Origin of the sequence: Amycolatopsis thermoflava N1165 (genome assembly GCF_000473265.1) — a bacterium.
GTDB classification, from domain to species: domain Bacteria; phylum Actinomycetota; class Actinomycetes; order Mycobacteriales; family Pseudonocardiaceae; genus Amycolatopsis_E; species Amycolatopsis_E thermoflava.
Genome location: NZ_KI421511.1, coordinates 7,952,626 through 7,967,789, shown reverse-complemented (window position 1 = coordinate 7,967,789; position 15,164 = coordinate 7,952,626). Strand labels below are relative to the sequence as shown.

14 protein-coding genes and 1 pseudogene are annotated in these 15,164 nt (G+C 71.3%); 9 read left to right on the top strand and 6 right to left on the bottom strand.

All coding sequences use genetic code 11. The annotated features are described in order from the left end of the window. Window positions 1-1,320, bottom strand: coding sequence for an ABC transporter substrate-binding protein (locus AMYTH_RS0139660; protein WP_027934884.1), 1,320 nt, complete (start codon window positions 1,318-1,320; stop codon window positions 1-3). A gap of 78 nt (window positions 1,321-1,398) precedes the next feature. On the opposite strand from AMYTH_RS0139660, the gene AMYTH_RS0139655 reads away from it, so the two are divergent. After that, entirely contained in the window at window positions 1,399-2,562 is a 1,164-nt protein-coding gene (locus AMYTH_RS0139655; protein ID WP_027934883.1) for an ROK family transcriptional regulator, read from the top strand. A 16-nt stretch (window positions 2,563-2,578) separates the two neighbouring features. Then, window positions 2,579-2,701 (top strand): hypothetical protein, encoded by a 123-nt coding sequence (locus AMYTH_RS51010; protein ID WP_267283918.1) that lies wholly within the window; start codon window positions 2,579-2,581, stop codon window positions 2,699-2,701. 30 nt (window positions 2,702-2,731) lie between these two features. Here AMYTH_RS51010 and AMYTH_RS50705 read toward each other — a convergent pair whose 3' ends face one another. After that, a complete protein-coding gene (locus tag AMYTH_RS50705; protein WP_027934882.1) occupies window positions 2,732-2,929 on the bottom strand; it encodes a hypothetical protein in 198 nt (65 codons plus the stop codon). A gap of 41 nt (window positions 2,930-2,970) precedes the next feature. On the opposite strand from AMYTH_RS50705, the pseudogene AMYTH_RS51265 reads away from it, so the two are divergent. Further along, window positions 2,971-3,015 (top strand): annotated as a pseudogene (locus tag AMYTH_RS51265) (hypothetical protein); the annotation flags it as partial. A 593-nt stretch (window positions 3,016-3,608) separates the two neighbouring features. Then, window positions 3,609-4,064 (top strand): response regulator, encoded by a 456-nt coding sequence (locus AMYTH_RS50695; RefSeq protein WP_027934881.1) that lies wholly within the window; start codon window positions 3,609-3,611, stop codon window positions 4,062-4,064. Here the strand turns inward: AMYTH_RS50695 and AMYTH_RS0139630 are convergent, their stop codons facing one another. Genes AMYTH_RS0139630 through AMYTH_RS0139615 form a run of 4 tightly spaced genes read right to left on the bottom strand, consistent with a single transcriptional unit; the run spans window position 4,065 to window position 7,853 of the window. Beyond that, window positions 4,065-4,820, bottom strand: a complete 756-nt coding sequence (locus AMYTH_RS0139630; protein ID WP_027934880.1) for a succinate dehydrogenase/fumarate reductase iron-sulfur subunit — start codon at window positions 4,818-4,820, stop codon at window positions 4,065-4,067. Further along, window positions 4,817-6,730 carry a fumarate reductase/succinate dehydrogenase flavoprotein subunit gene (locus AMYTH_RS0139625; protein WP_027934879.1) on the bottom strand — a complete coding sequence of 638 codons (1,914 nt, stop codon included), beginning with the start codon at window positions 6,728-6,730 and terminating at the stop codon, window positions 4,817-4,819. The genes AMYTH_RS0139630 and AMYTH_RS0139625 overlap by 4 nt, the downstream gene beginning before the upstream one ends. Before the next feature lie 29 nt (window positions 6,731-6,759). After that, complete coding sequence (locus tag AMYTH_RS0139620; protein ID WP_017983946.1) at window positions 6,760-7,566, bottom strand: hypothetical protein; 807 nt, start codon at window positions 7,564-7,566, stop codon at window positions 6,760-6,762. Further along, the gene (locus tag AMYTH_RS0139615) at window positions 7,563-7,853 is read right to left on the bottom strand and encodes a hypothetical protein (RefSeq protein WP_017983947.1); all 291 of its coding nucleotides are present in this window, start codon (window positions 7,851-7,853) and stop codon (window positions 7,563-7,565) included. Before AMYTH_RS0139615 ends, AMYTH_RS0139620 begins: the two co-directional genes overlap by 4 nt. A gap of 235 nt (window positions 7,854-8,088) precedes the next feature. On the opposite strand from AMYTH_RS0139615, the gene edd reads away from it, so the two are divergent. The 5 genes from edd (at window position 8,089) to AMYTH_RS0139590 (ending at window position 14,768) form a co-directional block, all read left to right on the top strand. Then, window positions 8,089-9,957, top strand: coding sequence for a phosphogluconate dehydratase (gene edd, locus AMYTH_RS0139610; RefSeq protein ID WP_027934878.1), 1,869 nt, complete (start codon window positions 8,089-8,091; stop codon window positions 9,955-9,957). 8 nt (window positions 9,958-9,965) lie between these two features. Continuing rightward, window positions 9,966-10,589: a bifunctional 4-hydroxy-2-oxoglutarate aldolase/2-dehydro-3-deoxy-phosphogluconate aldolase gene (gene eda, locus AMYTH_RS0139605; RefSeq protein ID WP_027934877.1), complete on the top strand. Its 624-nt coding sequence runs from the start codon at window positions 9,966-9,968 to the stop codon at window positions 10,587-10,589. 211 nt (window positions 10,590-10,800) lie between these two features. After that, window positions 10,801-12,237: a lipase maturation factor family protein gene (locus AMYTH_RS0139600; RefSeq protein WP_027934876.1), complete on the top strand. Its 1,437-nt coding sequence runs from the start codon at window positions 10,801-10,803 to the stop codon at window positions 12,235-12,237. 10 nt (window positions 12,238-12,247) lie between these two features. After that, window positions 12,248-13,765, top strand: a complete 1,518-nt coding sequence (locus AMYTH_RS0139595) for an aminotransferase-like domain-containing protein (protein WP_027934875.1) — start codon at window positions 12,248-12,250, stop codon at window positions 13,763-13,765. Beyond that, complete coding sequence (locus AMYTH_RS0139590; protein ID WP_037323042.1) at window positions 13,707-14,768, top strand: pyridoxal phosphate-dependent aminotransferase; 1,062 nt, start codon at window positions 13,707-13,709, stop codon at window positions 14,766-14,768. The genes AMYTH_RS0139595 and AMYTH_RS0139590 overlap by 59 nt, the downstream gene beginning before the upstream one ends. The last annotated feature ends 396 nt before the right edge of the window (window positions 14,769-15,164 follow it).

Here is a 15,164-nt window from a genome sequence, read left to right as displayed (position 1 = left end):
TCAGCCCACCTCGCAACGCTCGGACGGCGGGTCGGGCGCCCAGCACGGCACCTTCAGGTCGTCGAACACCTTCTGCAGCACCCGCGCCTGACTGTCCAAAGTAGACTGGATATCGGCGCCGTCGAGGACGATCGCCTGGAACGAGTCCTTGAACGCCTTGGTCACCTCGCCCTCGCGGGTGCCGAGGCCGACCGGCAGCAGGGACAGGACGGAGCCCGGCGCGTCCCGCTGGCGCTGCACCGCGCCGGCCTCCATCTGCAGCGCGGGCGGCAGGTCCGCGGGGATCTGCGCGTCGACCACCGGGAAGAACCCGTTCGACCGCAGCAGGCCGACCTGCGCCTGCGGGGTCGACAGGGCCTGGATCACCTGCTCGGCCTGGCGGCGGTCGGTGCTGCCCTTGGGGATCGCGAGGCCGAGCACCACGGCCATGTAGCCGAGGCCGCGGGGGCCGCGCGGCGCGGGCAGCATCCGCCACCGCTGCGGCTCGTCGCCGGGCGCGGAAACCAGGCGAGCGACGTGGTCCCAGCCGATTTTCACCGCACCGGCCTGCAGCGGTTCCTGCATGAAGTCGTAGGTGGTGCTGGACGGGCTGGTGTTGGCCCACAGCTCCTTGAGGTACTGCCACGCGGTGACGGCCTCCGGCGAGCGGAACGTGGTGATCTGCCCGCCGGTGAACGAGGGCAGCAGGTAGCCCTGCAGGAACCGGTGGATCAGGCCTTTCGGCCCGCACGGCAGGCCCAGCACCGGCCGGTTGCCGTTGGCCTGGCGGGCGGCGATGGCCCAGTCCAGGAGCTGGTCGTAGGTCAGCGTCTCCGGGTCGGCGCCCGGTGGCAGGTGGGCCAGCGCGTCCTCGTGCGCGGCGAGCACGAAGCTGGCCTGCGCCCACGGGACGTACCAGGACTGCTGGGTGCCCGCCCTGGCCAGTGCCCGGAACTCCTCGGGAATCCCCTGGCCCGCCTGCACCCCGGAGACGTCTTCGAGGTACTTCCCCGCGAGCGGCGCGAGGTCGCTGTGCGAGCCGCCGAGCAGTCCGACCTGGGTGCGCCCGGCGCCGACCTGGCTCTGCACCTGGCTGGCGAACGGGCCTTCTTCGATCGTGACGTAGCTCACCGAGCCCGGGACCGCGCCGGCCAGGAACGAGCGGAAGCGCTCGGCCTCGGCGACCGGCCGGAACTGCGTGGACAGGAAGACCATGCCGTCGCCGCCCGTGGTCGCGAAGCCGACGCACCCGGCGGCCGTGGACGCGGCGCCGGCCAGGAAAAGACCCCGGAGGACGGTACGACGGGTGGGGCCGCTGCCGGTAAGGCGGGCCGCGCGCATTCAGTTCCACCCCAGATTTCGCCGTCTACACTTCTGTCAGGTCATTGAACATAAGTCCTCGCGGGAGACCCTGTCAACATGCCCCCGGCACGCACCGGCTCGCCCACCTCGCCGGGCCACATCCTCGCGATCCTGCGCAGCGAGGGGCCGCTGACGCGGCAGCAACTGCAGGATCGGACCGGTCTGTCCCGCCCGACGCTGGTCGAACGGCTCGACGTGCTGCAGCGGTTGAAGCTGCTGCGCCAGGTCGGGCACCGGGCCTCCAGCGGTGGACGGCCCGCCGAGATGCTCACCGCCGACGACGTGGGTCGCACCGCGCTCGTGGGCGACATCGGCCAGCGGCACGCCACGATCGCCGTGGTCGACCTCCGCGGGACGGTGTTCGGGCAGGTCCACCGGCCGTTGCCGGTGGGGCACCGGCCCGCGGAAACGCTGTCCTTCCTGCTGGAGACGGGCCGCAAGCTGCTGGCCGACGCCGGGCGCGCGGACAGCCTGTGCGCGTTCGGGCTGAGCGTGCCGGGGCAGATCGACCACGACACCGGCACGACGATCGCGCCGCCGTCGATGTCGGAGTGGCTCGGGGTGCGGTTGCGCGACACGTTCGCCGACGCGCTGTCGGTGCCGGTGTTCCTGGAGAACGACGCGAACGCCCTGGCGTTCGGCGCGTACTGCGACATGGACCGGCCGCGGGTGGCGCTGGTCGGGGTGAAGGTCGGCACCGGGATCGGCGCGGGCATGGTGATCTCCGGGCGGGTGCACCGCGGCGAGACCGGGTGCGCCGGCGAAGTGGGGCACATCCGCATCGAGGGGTCCGACCTGCGCTGCGACTGCGGGCGGCGGGGCTGTGTTTCGGCTATCGCGAGCGGGCAGGCGGTGATCCGGACGCTGCGGCCCACGGGTGTGCGCAGCGCGGAGGACGTGCTGCGGCGGGTGCGCGCCGGCCACCCCGAGGCGGTCCGGGTGACGCGCGAGGCCGGGCGGCTGGTGGGCACGGTGCTGGCGACCGTGGTGACCATCGTGAACCCGCGCTATCTGCGGGTGGGCGGGGCGATCGGGGTGCTGCCGCCGTTCCTGGAGGGGCTGAGCGAGGTGGTGTTGTCGAACGCGCACACGAGCTCGCTGGACAGTCTCGACATCGGGCCCTGCACGATCGGGGTCAACACCACGCTGACCGGCGTGGCCGGGCTCGTCGCGGACGAGGTGCTGGACCCGGCCGCGGTCGACGCGATGGCGTTGCGCTGACCGGTATAAACCAGAGGTGACCGCTTTCGACGACGACGGGTTCACCGTCACCGAGCTGCCCGGGGGCTACTCGGTCCTCAACGACTCCCCCGTCAGCGAGGGCGGCAACACGAGTCGACGGTCATCGACACCGCGCTGAGCGCGGACCCGGCGGTCAGCACGGTGTGGTTCAACGCCTGGACGGCCGAGCGCGGGCGCCGTCGAGGGCCTGATCAAGTCCGTGGTGCTTGGCATCCACGCTGAGCGCGCGCCACACCGCGTCCACCACCTGGCCGAGCCCGAAGACATGGGACACGACGAGGGAGGCGGCGCGCAGCCCGCCGACGACGTGCGTGCGCCGCAACGCGCTGCGGATGACGTGCCGCACCACGTTGCGGTCGAAGCTCAGACCGCTGCTCGGACGAGCGGATCTTCGAGGTCTGCGAGGCGATCAAGCTCTACCTGGACTCGCCGGGGATCGTGTTCGTGCTGGCCTGCGACCAGGCCGTGCTCTGGCGCGCCGTCGGCCACGACGACCCCGGCGCCGGTGCGGTACCTGGAGAAGATCATCCAGGTCAGCTACCCCGTGCCGCCGCCGAGCGACGCGCTGGCGCGGAAGCTGGTGGACGGTTACGTGAGCCGTTCCGGCACGGCGCACCTCTTCGACGACGCCATGAAGAGGCTCCTGATCGAGCGCACCGGCCGCAACCCGCGGCGCATCAAGCGGCTGATCAACAGCTTCGTGCTGGAGCACCACCTCGGCCGCGGCAGCGACGACCTGGACGCGGCGACGCTGGTCAAGGTCGTCCTGCTCCGGCACTTCTACCCCGAGTTCCACACCATGGTCGCGCTCGAAGGCCCCGCGCTGATCACCCGCTTCCTGGACTATCACGACTTCCGCGAACACGTCCGGCGCGGCGCGGAGCTGGACCCGGCCGCCCGGGACCGGCTGTTCGCGGCCACCGGCGTTCACGCCGGCGGGCACCGCCGCCGACCTGGACAGCGTCACCCAGGAACTGCCCGTCGGCTTCCCGGAACTGGTCAAGGACAAGGAGTTCGTCGAACTGGTGCGCAGCCTGCCGCGCGACGGCCGGTGGCTGCGCCGTCCCCTGCACACCGGCGCGCGGGCCTACGGCGCGCCTCCGGCCGGGTCGCTGCTCGGCATGCGGGTGCTGTGGATCGACGACAACCCGGCGGACACCGGATCGCTCCCGGACCTGTTCCGCGCGGCAGGCGCCCGCGTCGAGACCGCGACGAACCGGGACGAAGCCATGGCGACGCTGACCCTGCTGAACCCGACGGTGATCATCTCCGACGTCAGCCGGGACGGCGATCCGCAGGCCGGGTTCACCGACCTGCGCCACCTGCGTGAGCACGGGAACTACGCCGGGCCCGCGTTCTTCTACTGCGGGCAGGTGACGCCGTCCCGCCTGGAGAAGGCCAGGGAGGTGGGCGCGGGCGGGGTCACCACCTCGCCGCGCGAGCTGGCCGCCTGGCTGTCCGCGCTCGCGGGCGAGGGGTGATCAATCCGCCTTCCGCCGGAAGATCTTGCTGCCCAGCCAGACCACCGGGTCGTAGCGGCGGTCCACCACGCGCTCCTTCATCGGGATCAGCGCGTTGTCGGTGATGTGGATGTTCTCCGGGCAGACCTCCGTGCAGCACTTCGTGATGTTGCAGTACCCGAGCCCGTGCTCGTCCTGCGCCGCGTGCCGGCGGTCGGCCACGTCGAGCGGGTGCATCTCCAGCTCGGCGATCCGCATCAGGAACCGCGGCCCGGCGAAGTTCTCCTTGTTCTCCTCGTGGTCGCGGATCACGTGGCAGGTGTTCTGGCACAGGAAGCACTCGATGCACTTGCGGAACTCCTGCGAGCGCTCCACGTCGACCTGCTTCATCCGGTAGTCGCCCGGTTTCAGGCCGGCCGGCGGGGTGAACGCGGGGATCTCGCGCGCCTTCGTGTAGTTGTACGACACGTCGGTGACGAGGTCGCGGATCACCGGGAACGTCCGCATCGGCGTCACGGTGACGACCTCGTCCTCGGCGAACACCGACATCCGCGTCATGCACAGCAGCCGCGGGCGGCCGTTGATCTCCGCCGAGCACGACCCGCACTTGCCCGCCTTGCAGTTCCACCGCACCGCGAGGTCCGAGCACTGCGTGGCCTGCAGCCGGTGGATGATGTCGAGGACGACCTCGCCCTCGTTGACCTCGACGGTGAAGTCCTGCAGCCCGCCGCCGTCCGCGTCGCCGCGCCAGACCCGGAACGAAGCCTTGTAGCTCACGACTGCCTCCCGGGATGACCGGTCAGTTCTTCGTCCGTGTAGTACTTCTCCAGCTCGCTGAGCTCGAACAGCTCCAGCAGCTCGGGCCGCATCGGCTCCTGGTCCTTCGGCGTCACCGTGACTTCCAGCGCCAGCGGATCGTCCCCGGACGCGCTGCACACCAGAAGTTTGTTGCGCCAGTGGGAATCCATCCGCGGGTAGTCGTCGCGTGTGTGGCCGCCGCGGCTTTCGGTGCGCATCAGCGCGGCCCGCGCGACGCACTCGCTGACCAGCAGCATGTTGCGCAGGTCGACGGCGAGGTGCCAGCCCGGATTGAACTGCCGGTGCCCCTCGACGGTGACGTTGCGGATCCGCTTCTTGATCTCGTCGAGCTTGGCCAGCGCCTGCTCGATCTCCTCGGCCTTGCGGATGATCCCGACCAGGTCGTTCATCGACTGCTGCAGCTCGTTGTGCAGCGTGTACGGGTTCTCCTCGACGCCCTCGGCCGGCGGGTCGAACGGCACCAGCGCGGTCCGGGCCGCCTTGTCGACATCGGACTGCGCGACGGCGGGGCGGGTCTCCAGGGACTCCACATAGGACGCCGCGCCCAGCCCGGCCCGGCGGCCGAACACCAGCAGGTCCGACAGCGAGTTGCCGCCCAGCCGGTTCGACCCGTGCATCCCGCCGGAGCACTCCCCGGCGGCGAACAGGCCGCGCACGCTCGACGCCGCGGTGTCCGGGTCGACCTCGATGCCGCCCATCACGTAGTGGCAGGTCGGGCCGACCTCCATCGGCTCGGCCGTGATGTCCACATCGGCCAGTTCCTTGAACTGGTGGTACATCGACGGCAGGCGCCTGCGGATCTCCTCCGGCGTCAGGCGGCTGGCGATGTCCAGGAACACCCCGCCGTGCGGCGAACCGCGGCCGGCCTTGACCTCCGAGTTGATCGCCCGCGCCACCTCGTCGCGTGGCAGCAGGTCCGGCGTGCGGCGGTTGTTCTCCTGGTCGGTGTACCAGCGGTCGGCCTCCTCCTCGGAGTCGGCGTACTGGCCCTTGAACACGTCCGGCACGTAGTCGAACATGAACCGCTTGCCCTCGGAGTTCTTCAGCACGCCGCCGTCACCGCGCACGCCCTCGGTGACCAGGATGCCCTTCACGCTCGGCGGCCACACCATGCCCGTCGGGTGGAACTGGACGAACTCCATGTTGATCAGGTCCGCCCCGGCGCGCAGCGCGAGCGCGTGCCCGTCGCCGGTGTACTCCCACGAGTTCGAGGTGACCTTGAACGACTTCCCGATGCCGCCGGTGGCGAGCACCACGGCCGGCGTCTCGAACAGGATGAACCGGCCGCTCTCGCGCCAGTACCCGAACGCGCCCGCGATACGGTCGCCGTCCTTGAGCAGTTCGGTGATCGTGCACTCGGCGAAGACCTTCAGCTTCGCCTCGTAGTCGCCGAACTCGCGCAGGTCCTCCTGCTGCAGCGAGACGATCTTCTGCTGCATGGTGCGGATCAGTTCCAGCCCGGTGCGGTCGCCGACGTGCGCCAGCCGCGGGTAGGTGTGCCCGCCGAAGTTGCGCTGGCTGATCCGACCGTCCGCGGTGCGGTCGAACAACGCGCCGTAGGTCTCCAGCTCCCAGACCCGGTCCGGCGCCTCCTTCGCGTGCAGCTCCGCCATGCGCCAGTTGTTGAGGAACTTGCCGCCGCGCATGGTGTCCCGGAAGTGCACCTGCCAGCTGTCGCGCTCGTTCGCGTTGCCCATCGCGGCGGCGCACCCGCCCTCGGCCATGACCGTGTGCGCCTTGCCGAACAGCGACTTGCACACCACCGCCACCGACAGCCCACGCTGCCGCGCCTCGATCACCGCTCGCAGACCGGCGCCGCCCGCGCCGATCACCACCACGTCATAGCTGTGCCGCTCGACTTCCGCCATTGCCTGCCACCTAGTCCTTGAGGTCCTTGTCAGTCCACGAAACGCAGATCGGGGATGGCGCCGCTCGCCACGAGCATCACGTAGAGGTCCGTGACGACGAGCGTCCCCAGGGTGATCCAGGCCAGCAGCATGTGCCGGTTGTTGAGCTTGGTGACCTGGGTCCAGAGCCGGTACCGCACCGGGTGGCGGGAGAAGTGTTTCAGCCGCCCGCCGATCACGTGACGGCACGAGTGGCAGGACAGGGTGTAGGCCCAGAGCATGACCACGTTGCCGAGCAGCACCAGGTTGCCCAGCCCGAAGCCGAACCCGCCGGTCTTTCCGTGGAACGCGACGATCGCGTCGTAGGTGTTGATCACCGAGATCAGCACCGCCACGTAGAAGAAGTAGCGGTGGGCGTTCTGCAGGATCAGCGGCAGCCGGGTCTCCCCCGTGTACTTGCCGTGCGGTTCGGCGACCGCGCACGCGGGCGGCGAGAACCACACCGACCGGTAGTAGGCCTTGCGGTAGTAGTAGCAGGTCAGCCGGAAGCCGAGCAGGAACGGCAGCGACAGGAACGCCAGCGGGATCCAGCCCGGCAGCTCCCCGAACGGCGTGCCGAAGTGGGCCGACCCGGGCACGCACGAGTCGCTCAGGCACGGCGAGTAGAACGGCGTCAGGTAGTGGTACTCGGGCACGTAGTAGGCGGTGCGGACGAACGAGCGGATGCCCGCGTAGATGACGAACGTGGCCAGGCCGAGCGTGGTGAACAGCGGCGGGACCCACCACCGGTCGGTGCGCAGGGTCCGTGCGGTGATCCGGGCGCGCCCGCTAGCGGCGTTGGTAGCGGGCGCGCTCACCGCTGGTCACGGTGGTATCCGCCGACCCCTTCGTCGTCGGCCCCCTGCCACAGGGCCGGGTCGTACGGGCCGTCCGGGATCTTCACTACGGCCGAGGGGTCCAGCGGCTTGGGCTGGACCGGGACGCTGGGCTGCTCCAGGTCGCTCGCGTCGATGTCCAGACGGTCGACGTCGTTGGCGAGGCGGCGGACCGCGGAGGCGTCACCGTAGCGTGATCGCAGGGCGCCGACGCACTGCTTGAGCTGCCCTATCGTGCGGCGGAGTTCGGCGAGTTCGGTGGTGGTCATGACTACCTCCGGTCAGTTCGGCGGCGAGCCGGGGCTGGTACCGACTCTGCCGCTCGGCGTGCAATGTGACAAGTAGCACACCCTAGGTTGATGTTGTGATCGGGGTCACCTGAAACGATCTTCTTAATCGATTTTGATCCGGCCGATCCGGCCGCTACTGTGTCCACTGTCACGACCGTGCGACGCCAGCGAAGTCGTCAGCCGGACCAGCCGACGAGTTCCAGGTGGTTCTCCCGTGCGAAAAGCCCGAACACCCGTCCACCCCGTCGTCGAGGAAGTCACCGAGCGCATCGCCGCGCGCAGTGCCGCCACCCGCAGCGCCTACCTGGCGCGCATGGCCGCCGCCCGCGCCGAGGGGCCCGCCAGGGCCGGCCTCGCGTGCAGCAACCTCGCCCACGGCTTCGCCGCGTGCTGCGGCGAAGACCGCATCGCCCTCCGCGGGCTGCGCAAGCCCGGCATCGCGATCGTGTCCGCCTACAACGACCTGCTCTCCGCGCACCAGCCGCTGGACGAGTTCCCGGCGTGGATCAAGGACGCCGCGCGCGAGGCGGGCGGCGTCGCCCAGTTCGCCGGCGGCGTGCCCGCCATGTGCGACGGCATCACCCAGGGCCGCGCCGGGATGGAGCTGTCCCTGTTCAGCCGCGAGGTCATCGCGATGGCCACCGGGATCGCCCTGTCGCACGAGATGTTCGACGGCGCGCTGCTGCTCGGCGTGTGCGACAAGATCGTGCCCGGCCTGCTGATCGGCGCGCTGGCCTTCGGGCACCTGCCGTCGATCCTGGTGCCTGCCGGGCCGATGACGTCGGGACTGCCGAACAAGGAGAAGGCCCGCGTGCGGCAGCTCTACGCCGAGGGCCGCGCGACCCGGGAGGAGCTGCTGGCGGCCGAGTCCGCGTCCTACCACTCGGCGGGCACCTGCACGTTCTACGGCACCGCGAACTCCAACCAGCTGGTCGTCGAGGTCATGGGCCTGCACCTGCCCGGCGCGAGCTTCGTGCACCCGGGCACGCCGCTGCGCCGCGCGCTGACCGAAGAGGCCGCGCGGCGGGTGGTCGCGTTGTCGCGGGACGCCGAGTACACGCCGCTGGCCGAGGTGATCAGCGAACGCTCGGTGGTCAACGGCGTGGTGTCGCTGCTGGCCACCGGCGGGTCGACCAACCACACGATGCACCTGGTCGCGATCGCCGCGGCGGCCGGGATCGAGCTGACCTGGGACGACTTCGCCGACCTGTCGTCGGTGGTGCCGCTGCTGGCCAGCGTCTACCCGAACGGCAGCGCGGACATCAACCACTTCCACGCCGCGGGCGGGGTGCAGGTCCTGGTCGGCTCGCTGCTCGACGCCGGGCTGCTGCACGAGGACGTCCGCACGGTGGCCGGGGACGGGCTGTCGCGGTACCGGTCCGAGCCGGTGCTGGACGGCGGCTCGCTGACCTGGCGCGAGGTGCCGGCGCGCAGCCTGGACGAGGACGTGCTGCGACCGGTGGACAACCCGTTCGCGGCCGACGGCGGGCTGCGGATGCTGTCCGGCAGCCTTGGGCGCGCGGTGATGAAGGTGTCGGCGGTCGCGCCGGAGCACCGTGTGGTGCGGGCGCCCGCGCGGGTCTTCACGTCGCAGGAGGGCTTCACCGAGGCGTTCCGCGCCGGTGAGCTGGACCGGGACGTAGTCGTGGTCATCCGCAACCAGGGGCCGCAGGCGAACGGCATGCCGGAGCTGCACGGCCTGACGCCCGCGCTGGGCGTGCTGATGGACCGCGGGCACCGGGTCGCACTGGTCACGGACGGCCGGATGTCCGGCGCGTCGGGCAAGATCCCGGCCGCGATCCAGGTGACCCCCGAGGCCGCGGCGGGTGGTCCGCTGGCGCGGGTCGCCGATGGTGACGAGGTGGTGGTCGACGCGGTCGCCGGGCGGCTGGACGTGCTGGTCGACGAGGTCACACTGGCGGCCCGGCCGTTGCGGGACGCGCCGCCGGACGAGGCATCCTGGGTCGGCACCGGCCGGGAGTTGTTCACCGCGCTGCGCCGCGCAGTCGGGCCGGCCGATCAGGGCGCCGGCGTGTTCGGGCCGATGACCCCGGGGCACTTCGGCGCCCCAGCGCGAGTGTGAGGAGTGACGTGAAGACAGGGCATGACGTGCTCGAGCTGTCGCCGGTGCTGCCGGTGGTCGTGGTGGACGACGCCGCGGACGCGGTGCCGCTCGCGAAGGCGTTGGTCGCGGGCGGGATCCGCGCGATCGAGCTGACGCTGCGCACACCGGCCGGGCCGGCCGCGATCGAGCGGGTGGCGGCCGAGGTGCCGGAAATCGTGGTCGGCGCGGGCACCGTGGTGACGCCGGAGCAGGCTCGCCAGGCGGCGGACGCGGGTTCGGCGTTCCTGGTGACGCCGGGCTGCACGGACCGGCTGCTGGAGGCCGTGTCCGGGACGGGGTTGCCGTTCCTGCCCGGCGTGAGCACGGTCTCGGAGGCGATGCGCGTCGCTGAACACGGCATCACGGCGCTGAAGTTCTTCCCGGCGGAGGCCAGCGGCGGGGTGGCGTACCTGAAGGCGCTCGGTGGGCCGTTGCCGCAGCTGCGGTTCTGCCCCACGGGTGGTGTCACGGTGCAGAACGCGCCGTCCTACTTCGCACTGTCCACAGTGGGCTGTGTCGGCGGCACCTGGCTGACCCCGAAGGACGCTGTCGCGGCTGGCGATTTCGGGCGGATCGAGCAGCTGGCGCGCGAGGCCGCGGCGCTGCGCTGAACGGTTTCGCAACCGCCGCCCGTGAAGTCCGCGGACGGCGGTTGCGAATTCAGCGGCGTTACCGCGCCCTCGCGGCACACTTCGCTGCTGATGAACAGGCCGCCGGTGGCATCGGCGGTCCCGAAGATGCACCAGCGCCCAGCCTCCTGATTGAGGATCGCCTCGCCCGGGTACTAGCCTCACGGCACCTCGTCTGGCGAAGGAGATCGCCGTGGGATGGGAGTGGCTCGCCGACCCGGGTTACTGGGCGCCCCGGCTGCTGTTCCAGCGGGCGCTCGCCGCGATCTACCTCGTCGCGTTCCTGGGCGCGGCCTTGCAGTTCCGGCCGCTGATCGGCGAGCGGGGCCTGCTGCCCATCCCCCGGTTCACCCGCCGCGTGCCGTTCCGCCGCGCCCCCAGCCTGTTCCACTGGCGCTACTCGGACCGGCTGTTCGCGGGCGTCGCCTGGACCGGCGTCGCCATCTCGGCCGCGCTCGTCCTCGGCCTGTTCGACCACACCCCCGTGTGGGCGACGATGCTGGCCTGGCTGGTGCCGTGGCTGCTGTACCAGTCGATCGTCAACGTGGGCCAGATCTGGTACTCGTTCGGCTGGGAGTCGCTGCTGCTCGAGGTCGGGTTCCTGGCGATCTTCCTCGGCCCGGCCGACACCGCCCCGCCCGTGCTCGTGCTGTGGCTGCTGCGCTGGGTGCTGTTCCGGCTCGAATTCGGCGCCGGGCTGATCAAGATGCGCGGCGACGCGTGCTGGCGCGACCTGACCTGCCTCTACCACCACCACGAAACCCAGCCGATGCCCGGACCGCTGAGCTGGCACTTCCACCACCTGCCCAAGCCGCTGCACAAGGTCGAGGCCGCGGCCAGCCACTTCACCCAGCTCGTGGTGCCGTTCGCGCTCTTCGCGCCGCAACCCGCCGCGAGCGCGGCCGCGCTGCTGATGATCCTCACCCAGCTGTGGCTGGTCGCCAGCGGGAACTTCTCGTGGCTGAACTTCCTCACCATCGCCATCGCGGTGTCCGTTGTGGACATCATTCCGGCGCCGGTGCCGGAACTGGCCGAACCGCCGGTGTGGCAGCACGTTCTCGTGTTCGGGCTGACCGTGCTGGTCGTTGGGCTCAGCTACCGTCCCGCGCGCAACCTGGCGTCGCGCGAGCAGGTGATGAACACCAGCTTCGACCGGCTGCACCTGGTCAACACCTACGGCGCGTTCGGCAGCGTCACCAAGGTGCGGCACGAGATCGTCATCGAGGCGACCGACGATCCCGCGCCCGACGAGAACACGGTGTGGCGCGAGTACGAGTTCAAGGGCAAGCCCGGCGACCCGCGGCGGCGCCCAGCGCAGTTCGCGCCCTACCACCTGCGGCTGGACTGGCTGATGTGGTTCGCCGCGCTGTCCACCCGGTACGCCGAATCGTGGCTGCCCGGTTTGGCGGAGAAGCTGCTGGCGGCGGATCCGGGCACGCTGAAGCTGTTGCGGCGCGACCCGTTCGACGGCAGGCGGCCTGCCTACCTGCGGGCGCGGCTCTACCGGTACCGCTTCACGACCCCACGTGAGCGCAGGGAGACTGGGGCGTGGTGGGTGCGTGAACCGCGGGGCCCGGTGCTGCCGACGACGAAGCTCGGGCCGCACGGCGCGGTGGTCGCCGTCGACTGAGGAGGACGGGATGCACGCTGGCCGGCTCGCGGAGCTGCTCGGCCGGTGGTCCAGTGGCAGCGAGCCGCTCTACCTGAAGCTGGCCGCGCGCCTGGAGGGGCTGGTCGAGCGGGGTGAGATCCCGGCCGACGGGCGTCTGCCGACCGAGCGTGCGCTGGCCGCGGAGCTGGCGGTCAGCCGCAACACCGCGGTCGCCGCCTACGACGTGCTGCGTGACCGTGGGCTGGTCGAGCGCCGCCGCGGCAGCGGCACCTTCGTGCGACGGCCACCGCGGCCGGGGCGTGGGGTGGTCGCGGAGTTCAACCCGATGTTCCTGCACCTGCTCGACCCGGTGCCGGACCTGATCGACCTCACCTGCGCGGCGCCGCCGCAGCCCGCGTACCTCGCCGAGGTCGTCGCCGAGGCCGCGGTGGGCGACTTCGGCATCGGCTACCACCCGTCCGGCATTCCGGCGTTGCGGCAGGCGATCGCGGACTACTACGCCGCGCTGGGGGTGCCCACCGAGCCCGCGCAGATCGTCGTCACCTCGGGTGCCCAGCAGGCGATTTCGTTGCTGGCGCAGCTGTTCCTGCGGCCCGGCGACGCGGTGGCCGTCGAGGAGCTGACGTATCCGGGCGCGCTGGACGCGTTCCGCGGCGGCGGGGCAAGGATCCTCGGGGTGCCGCTGACCGCGGACGGCGTGTCGGTGCCGCACCTGGCGGAGGTCGTCGGCGGGGCGAAGCTGGTGTACCTGGTGCCGGCGTTCCAGAACCCCACCGGCTCGGTGCTGCCGCCGCACGCGGCGCGGCAGGTGGTGGCGCTGTGCGAGTCCCACCAGGTACCGCTGGTCGACGACCACGTGCTCGCCGACCTCACGCTCGACGGTCCACGGCCCGCGCCGCTCGCCCGGTACGGCAGCGAGGTGATCAGCGTGGGGTCGCTGAGCAAGCTGATCTGGGGCGGGGTGCGGATCGGCTGGGTCCGGGCCGATGCGCGGACCGCGGCCGATCTGGCGCGGCTCAAGGCGGTCGCCGACCTCGGGACGGACGTCGTCGCGCAGGCGATCGGGGTCGCGTTGTTCGCGCGGCTCGGCCGGCTGCGGACGGAGCGGCAGGACGAGCTGCGGGAGCGGCGGGACCAGGTGGTGCGGGACCTGCGCGCGGCGTTGCCGTCGTGGGAGTTCCGGACGCCGCCGGGCGGCCAGACGCTGTGGATCCGGTTGCCGGGGGCCGATTCGCGGCGGTTCGCGCAGTTCGCGTTGCGGTACGGCGTCGCGTTGCTGGAGGGCACGTCGCTGGCCGCGCACGAGTCCAGTGGCGAGCACATTCGGGTGCCGTTCACGCTGCCGCCGGCGGCGTTGTCCGAGGCGGTGCGGCGGTTGCGGAAGGCGTGGGACGACTATCCGGGAGCCAATCACGCGGGATTGGCTCTGTCGGGCGGGGCCGGGACCGGCGAGGGTGATCGGCATGCGACGTTTCCCGCCGAGCGCGATGACGAGTCTGCTGGACGAGAGTCCCCGGTACGACCTGGCCGAGAGCACCTGCGGTGATCTGACGGTCGCCGAGCTGGTCGATGTCGGCCGCCTGGCGAAGTTCCCGCTCGGGTACGGCACGTCCGCCGGTGACGAGGAGCTGCGGGCGCTGCTGGGCGCGCGGCTCGGGGTGGCCGCGGACGAGGTGCTGGTCACCGCGGGCGCCGGAGCCGCGATGTTCCTCGTCGGGCTGGTCGCCGACGGGGAGGTCGTGGTGGTGCAGCCCGGGTACCCGCCGATGCTCGGGCTGGCGCGTGGGCTCGCGGAGCGGGTGCGGACGGTGCGGTTGCGGTTCGAGACCGGGTACCGCCTGGACGTGGCGGCGCTGCGGGCGGCGCTGACCCCGCGGACGGCGCTGGTGATGCTGGCGACGCCGCAGAACCCGGCCGGGGTGGCGTTCACCCGGGACGAGATCGACGCGGTGTTGTCGGCGACGGCCGAGGTGTGCCCGGAGGCGATGGTGCTGGTCGACGAGACCTACCGGGAGGCGGCGTATTCGGAGATCGAGTCGTTCGCCGCGGTGTCGCCGCGGGTGCTGACGTGCGGGTCGTTCTCGAAGGCGCACGGGGCGCCCGGGTTGCGGATCGGCTGGCTCACCGCGCGGGACCCCGAGTGGTACGAGGAGCTGCGCCGGGCGAAGTTCACGAGCGCGGTGTCGTGCGGCACGCTGGACGAGTTCCTGGCGCTGGAACTGTTGCGGCGCGCGGACGACGTGCTGGCCGGAAAGCGGGCACGGATGCGCGCCGGGCTCGCCGAAGTGGCCGCCTGGGTGCCGCGACAGGACGGCCGGGTGACCTGGCTCCGCCCCGACGCGGGAGCTTTCTGTTGCCTGCGCGTGGAATCCGGAGCGCCGGAGTTCTACAACCGCCTGACGGCGGCCGGGGTGGCCGTCTCCCCCGGCGACTGGTTCGGCGACGACCCGGCCGTCTTCCGGCTCGGCTTCGCCCACGAACCGGTCGAGCGCCTGCGCGAAGCGCTCGAGCTGATGAGCCAGGCACTGATCCGAGTCGCGGGTGGGTGAGAGAACCAGCGGTGAGTGCGCGAAGTCGCCATTTCGTACGGCTGCCAGAGACGCATTTCGTGGTGTGAGTTGTCCACAGCGACCGCACGAAAGTCATTCTCGCGGAGAACTGTTTGGCGATGCGGCGGACCGTGGGACGCCGGTCGCTGGGTGCGCCGGATTGTGCAGAGGTCGAGGCCGGAGCGATCGTGACTCCAGCCGCCCCTATGCCCGCCTAGGGCCTGACTGACAAATGGTCGGGCTGGTGGCTGGAATGGTGCTGGCCGTTTCGCGGTTTCAGTTGCTCTCGGATGCTCGGTGGGCGTCGATCGATCCCCGAACCCGCCGACCAGGCCGGACACCGCAAACGCCGCAGTTCCCGCAGCGGGCGACCACCCGCCTTCCACACGGTCGACC

Bases quoted from the DNA above. Each gene is read 5' to 3' on its own strand.
- AMYTH_RS0139655 (WP_027934883.1), top strand. From the start codon at position 1,399: ATGCCCCCGGCACGCACCGGCTCGCCCACCTCGCCGGGCCACATCCTC.
- AMYTH_RS0139660 (WP_027934884.1), bottom strand. From the start codon at position 1,320: ATGCGCGCGGCCCGCCTTACCGGCAGCGGCCCCACCCGTCGTACCGTC.
- AMYTH_RS0139615 (WP_017983947.1), bottom strand. From the start codon at position 7,853: ATGACCACCACCGAACTCGCCGAACTCCGCCGCACGATAGGGCAGCTC.
- AMYTH_RS0139595 (WP_027934875.1), top strand. From the start codon at position 12,248: ATGCACGCTGGCCGGCTCGCGGAGCTGCTCGGCCGGTGGTCCAGTGGC.
- AMYTH_RS0139625 (WP_027934879.1), bottom strand. From the start codon at position 6,730: ATGGCGGAAGTCGAGCGGCACAGCTATGACGTGGTGGTGATCGGCGCG.
- AMYTH_RS0139590 (WP_037323042.1), top strand. From the start codon at position 13,707: ATGACGAGTCTGCTGGACGAGAGTCCCCGGTACGACCTGGCCGAGAGC.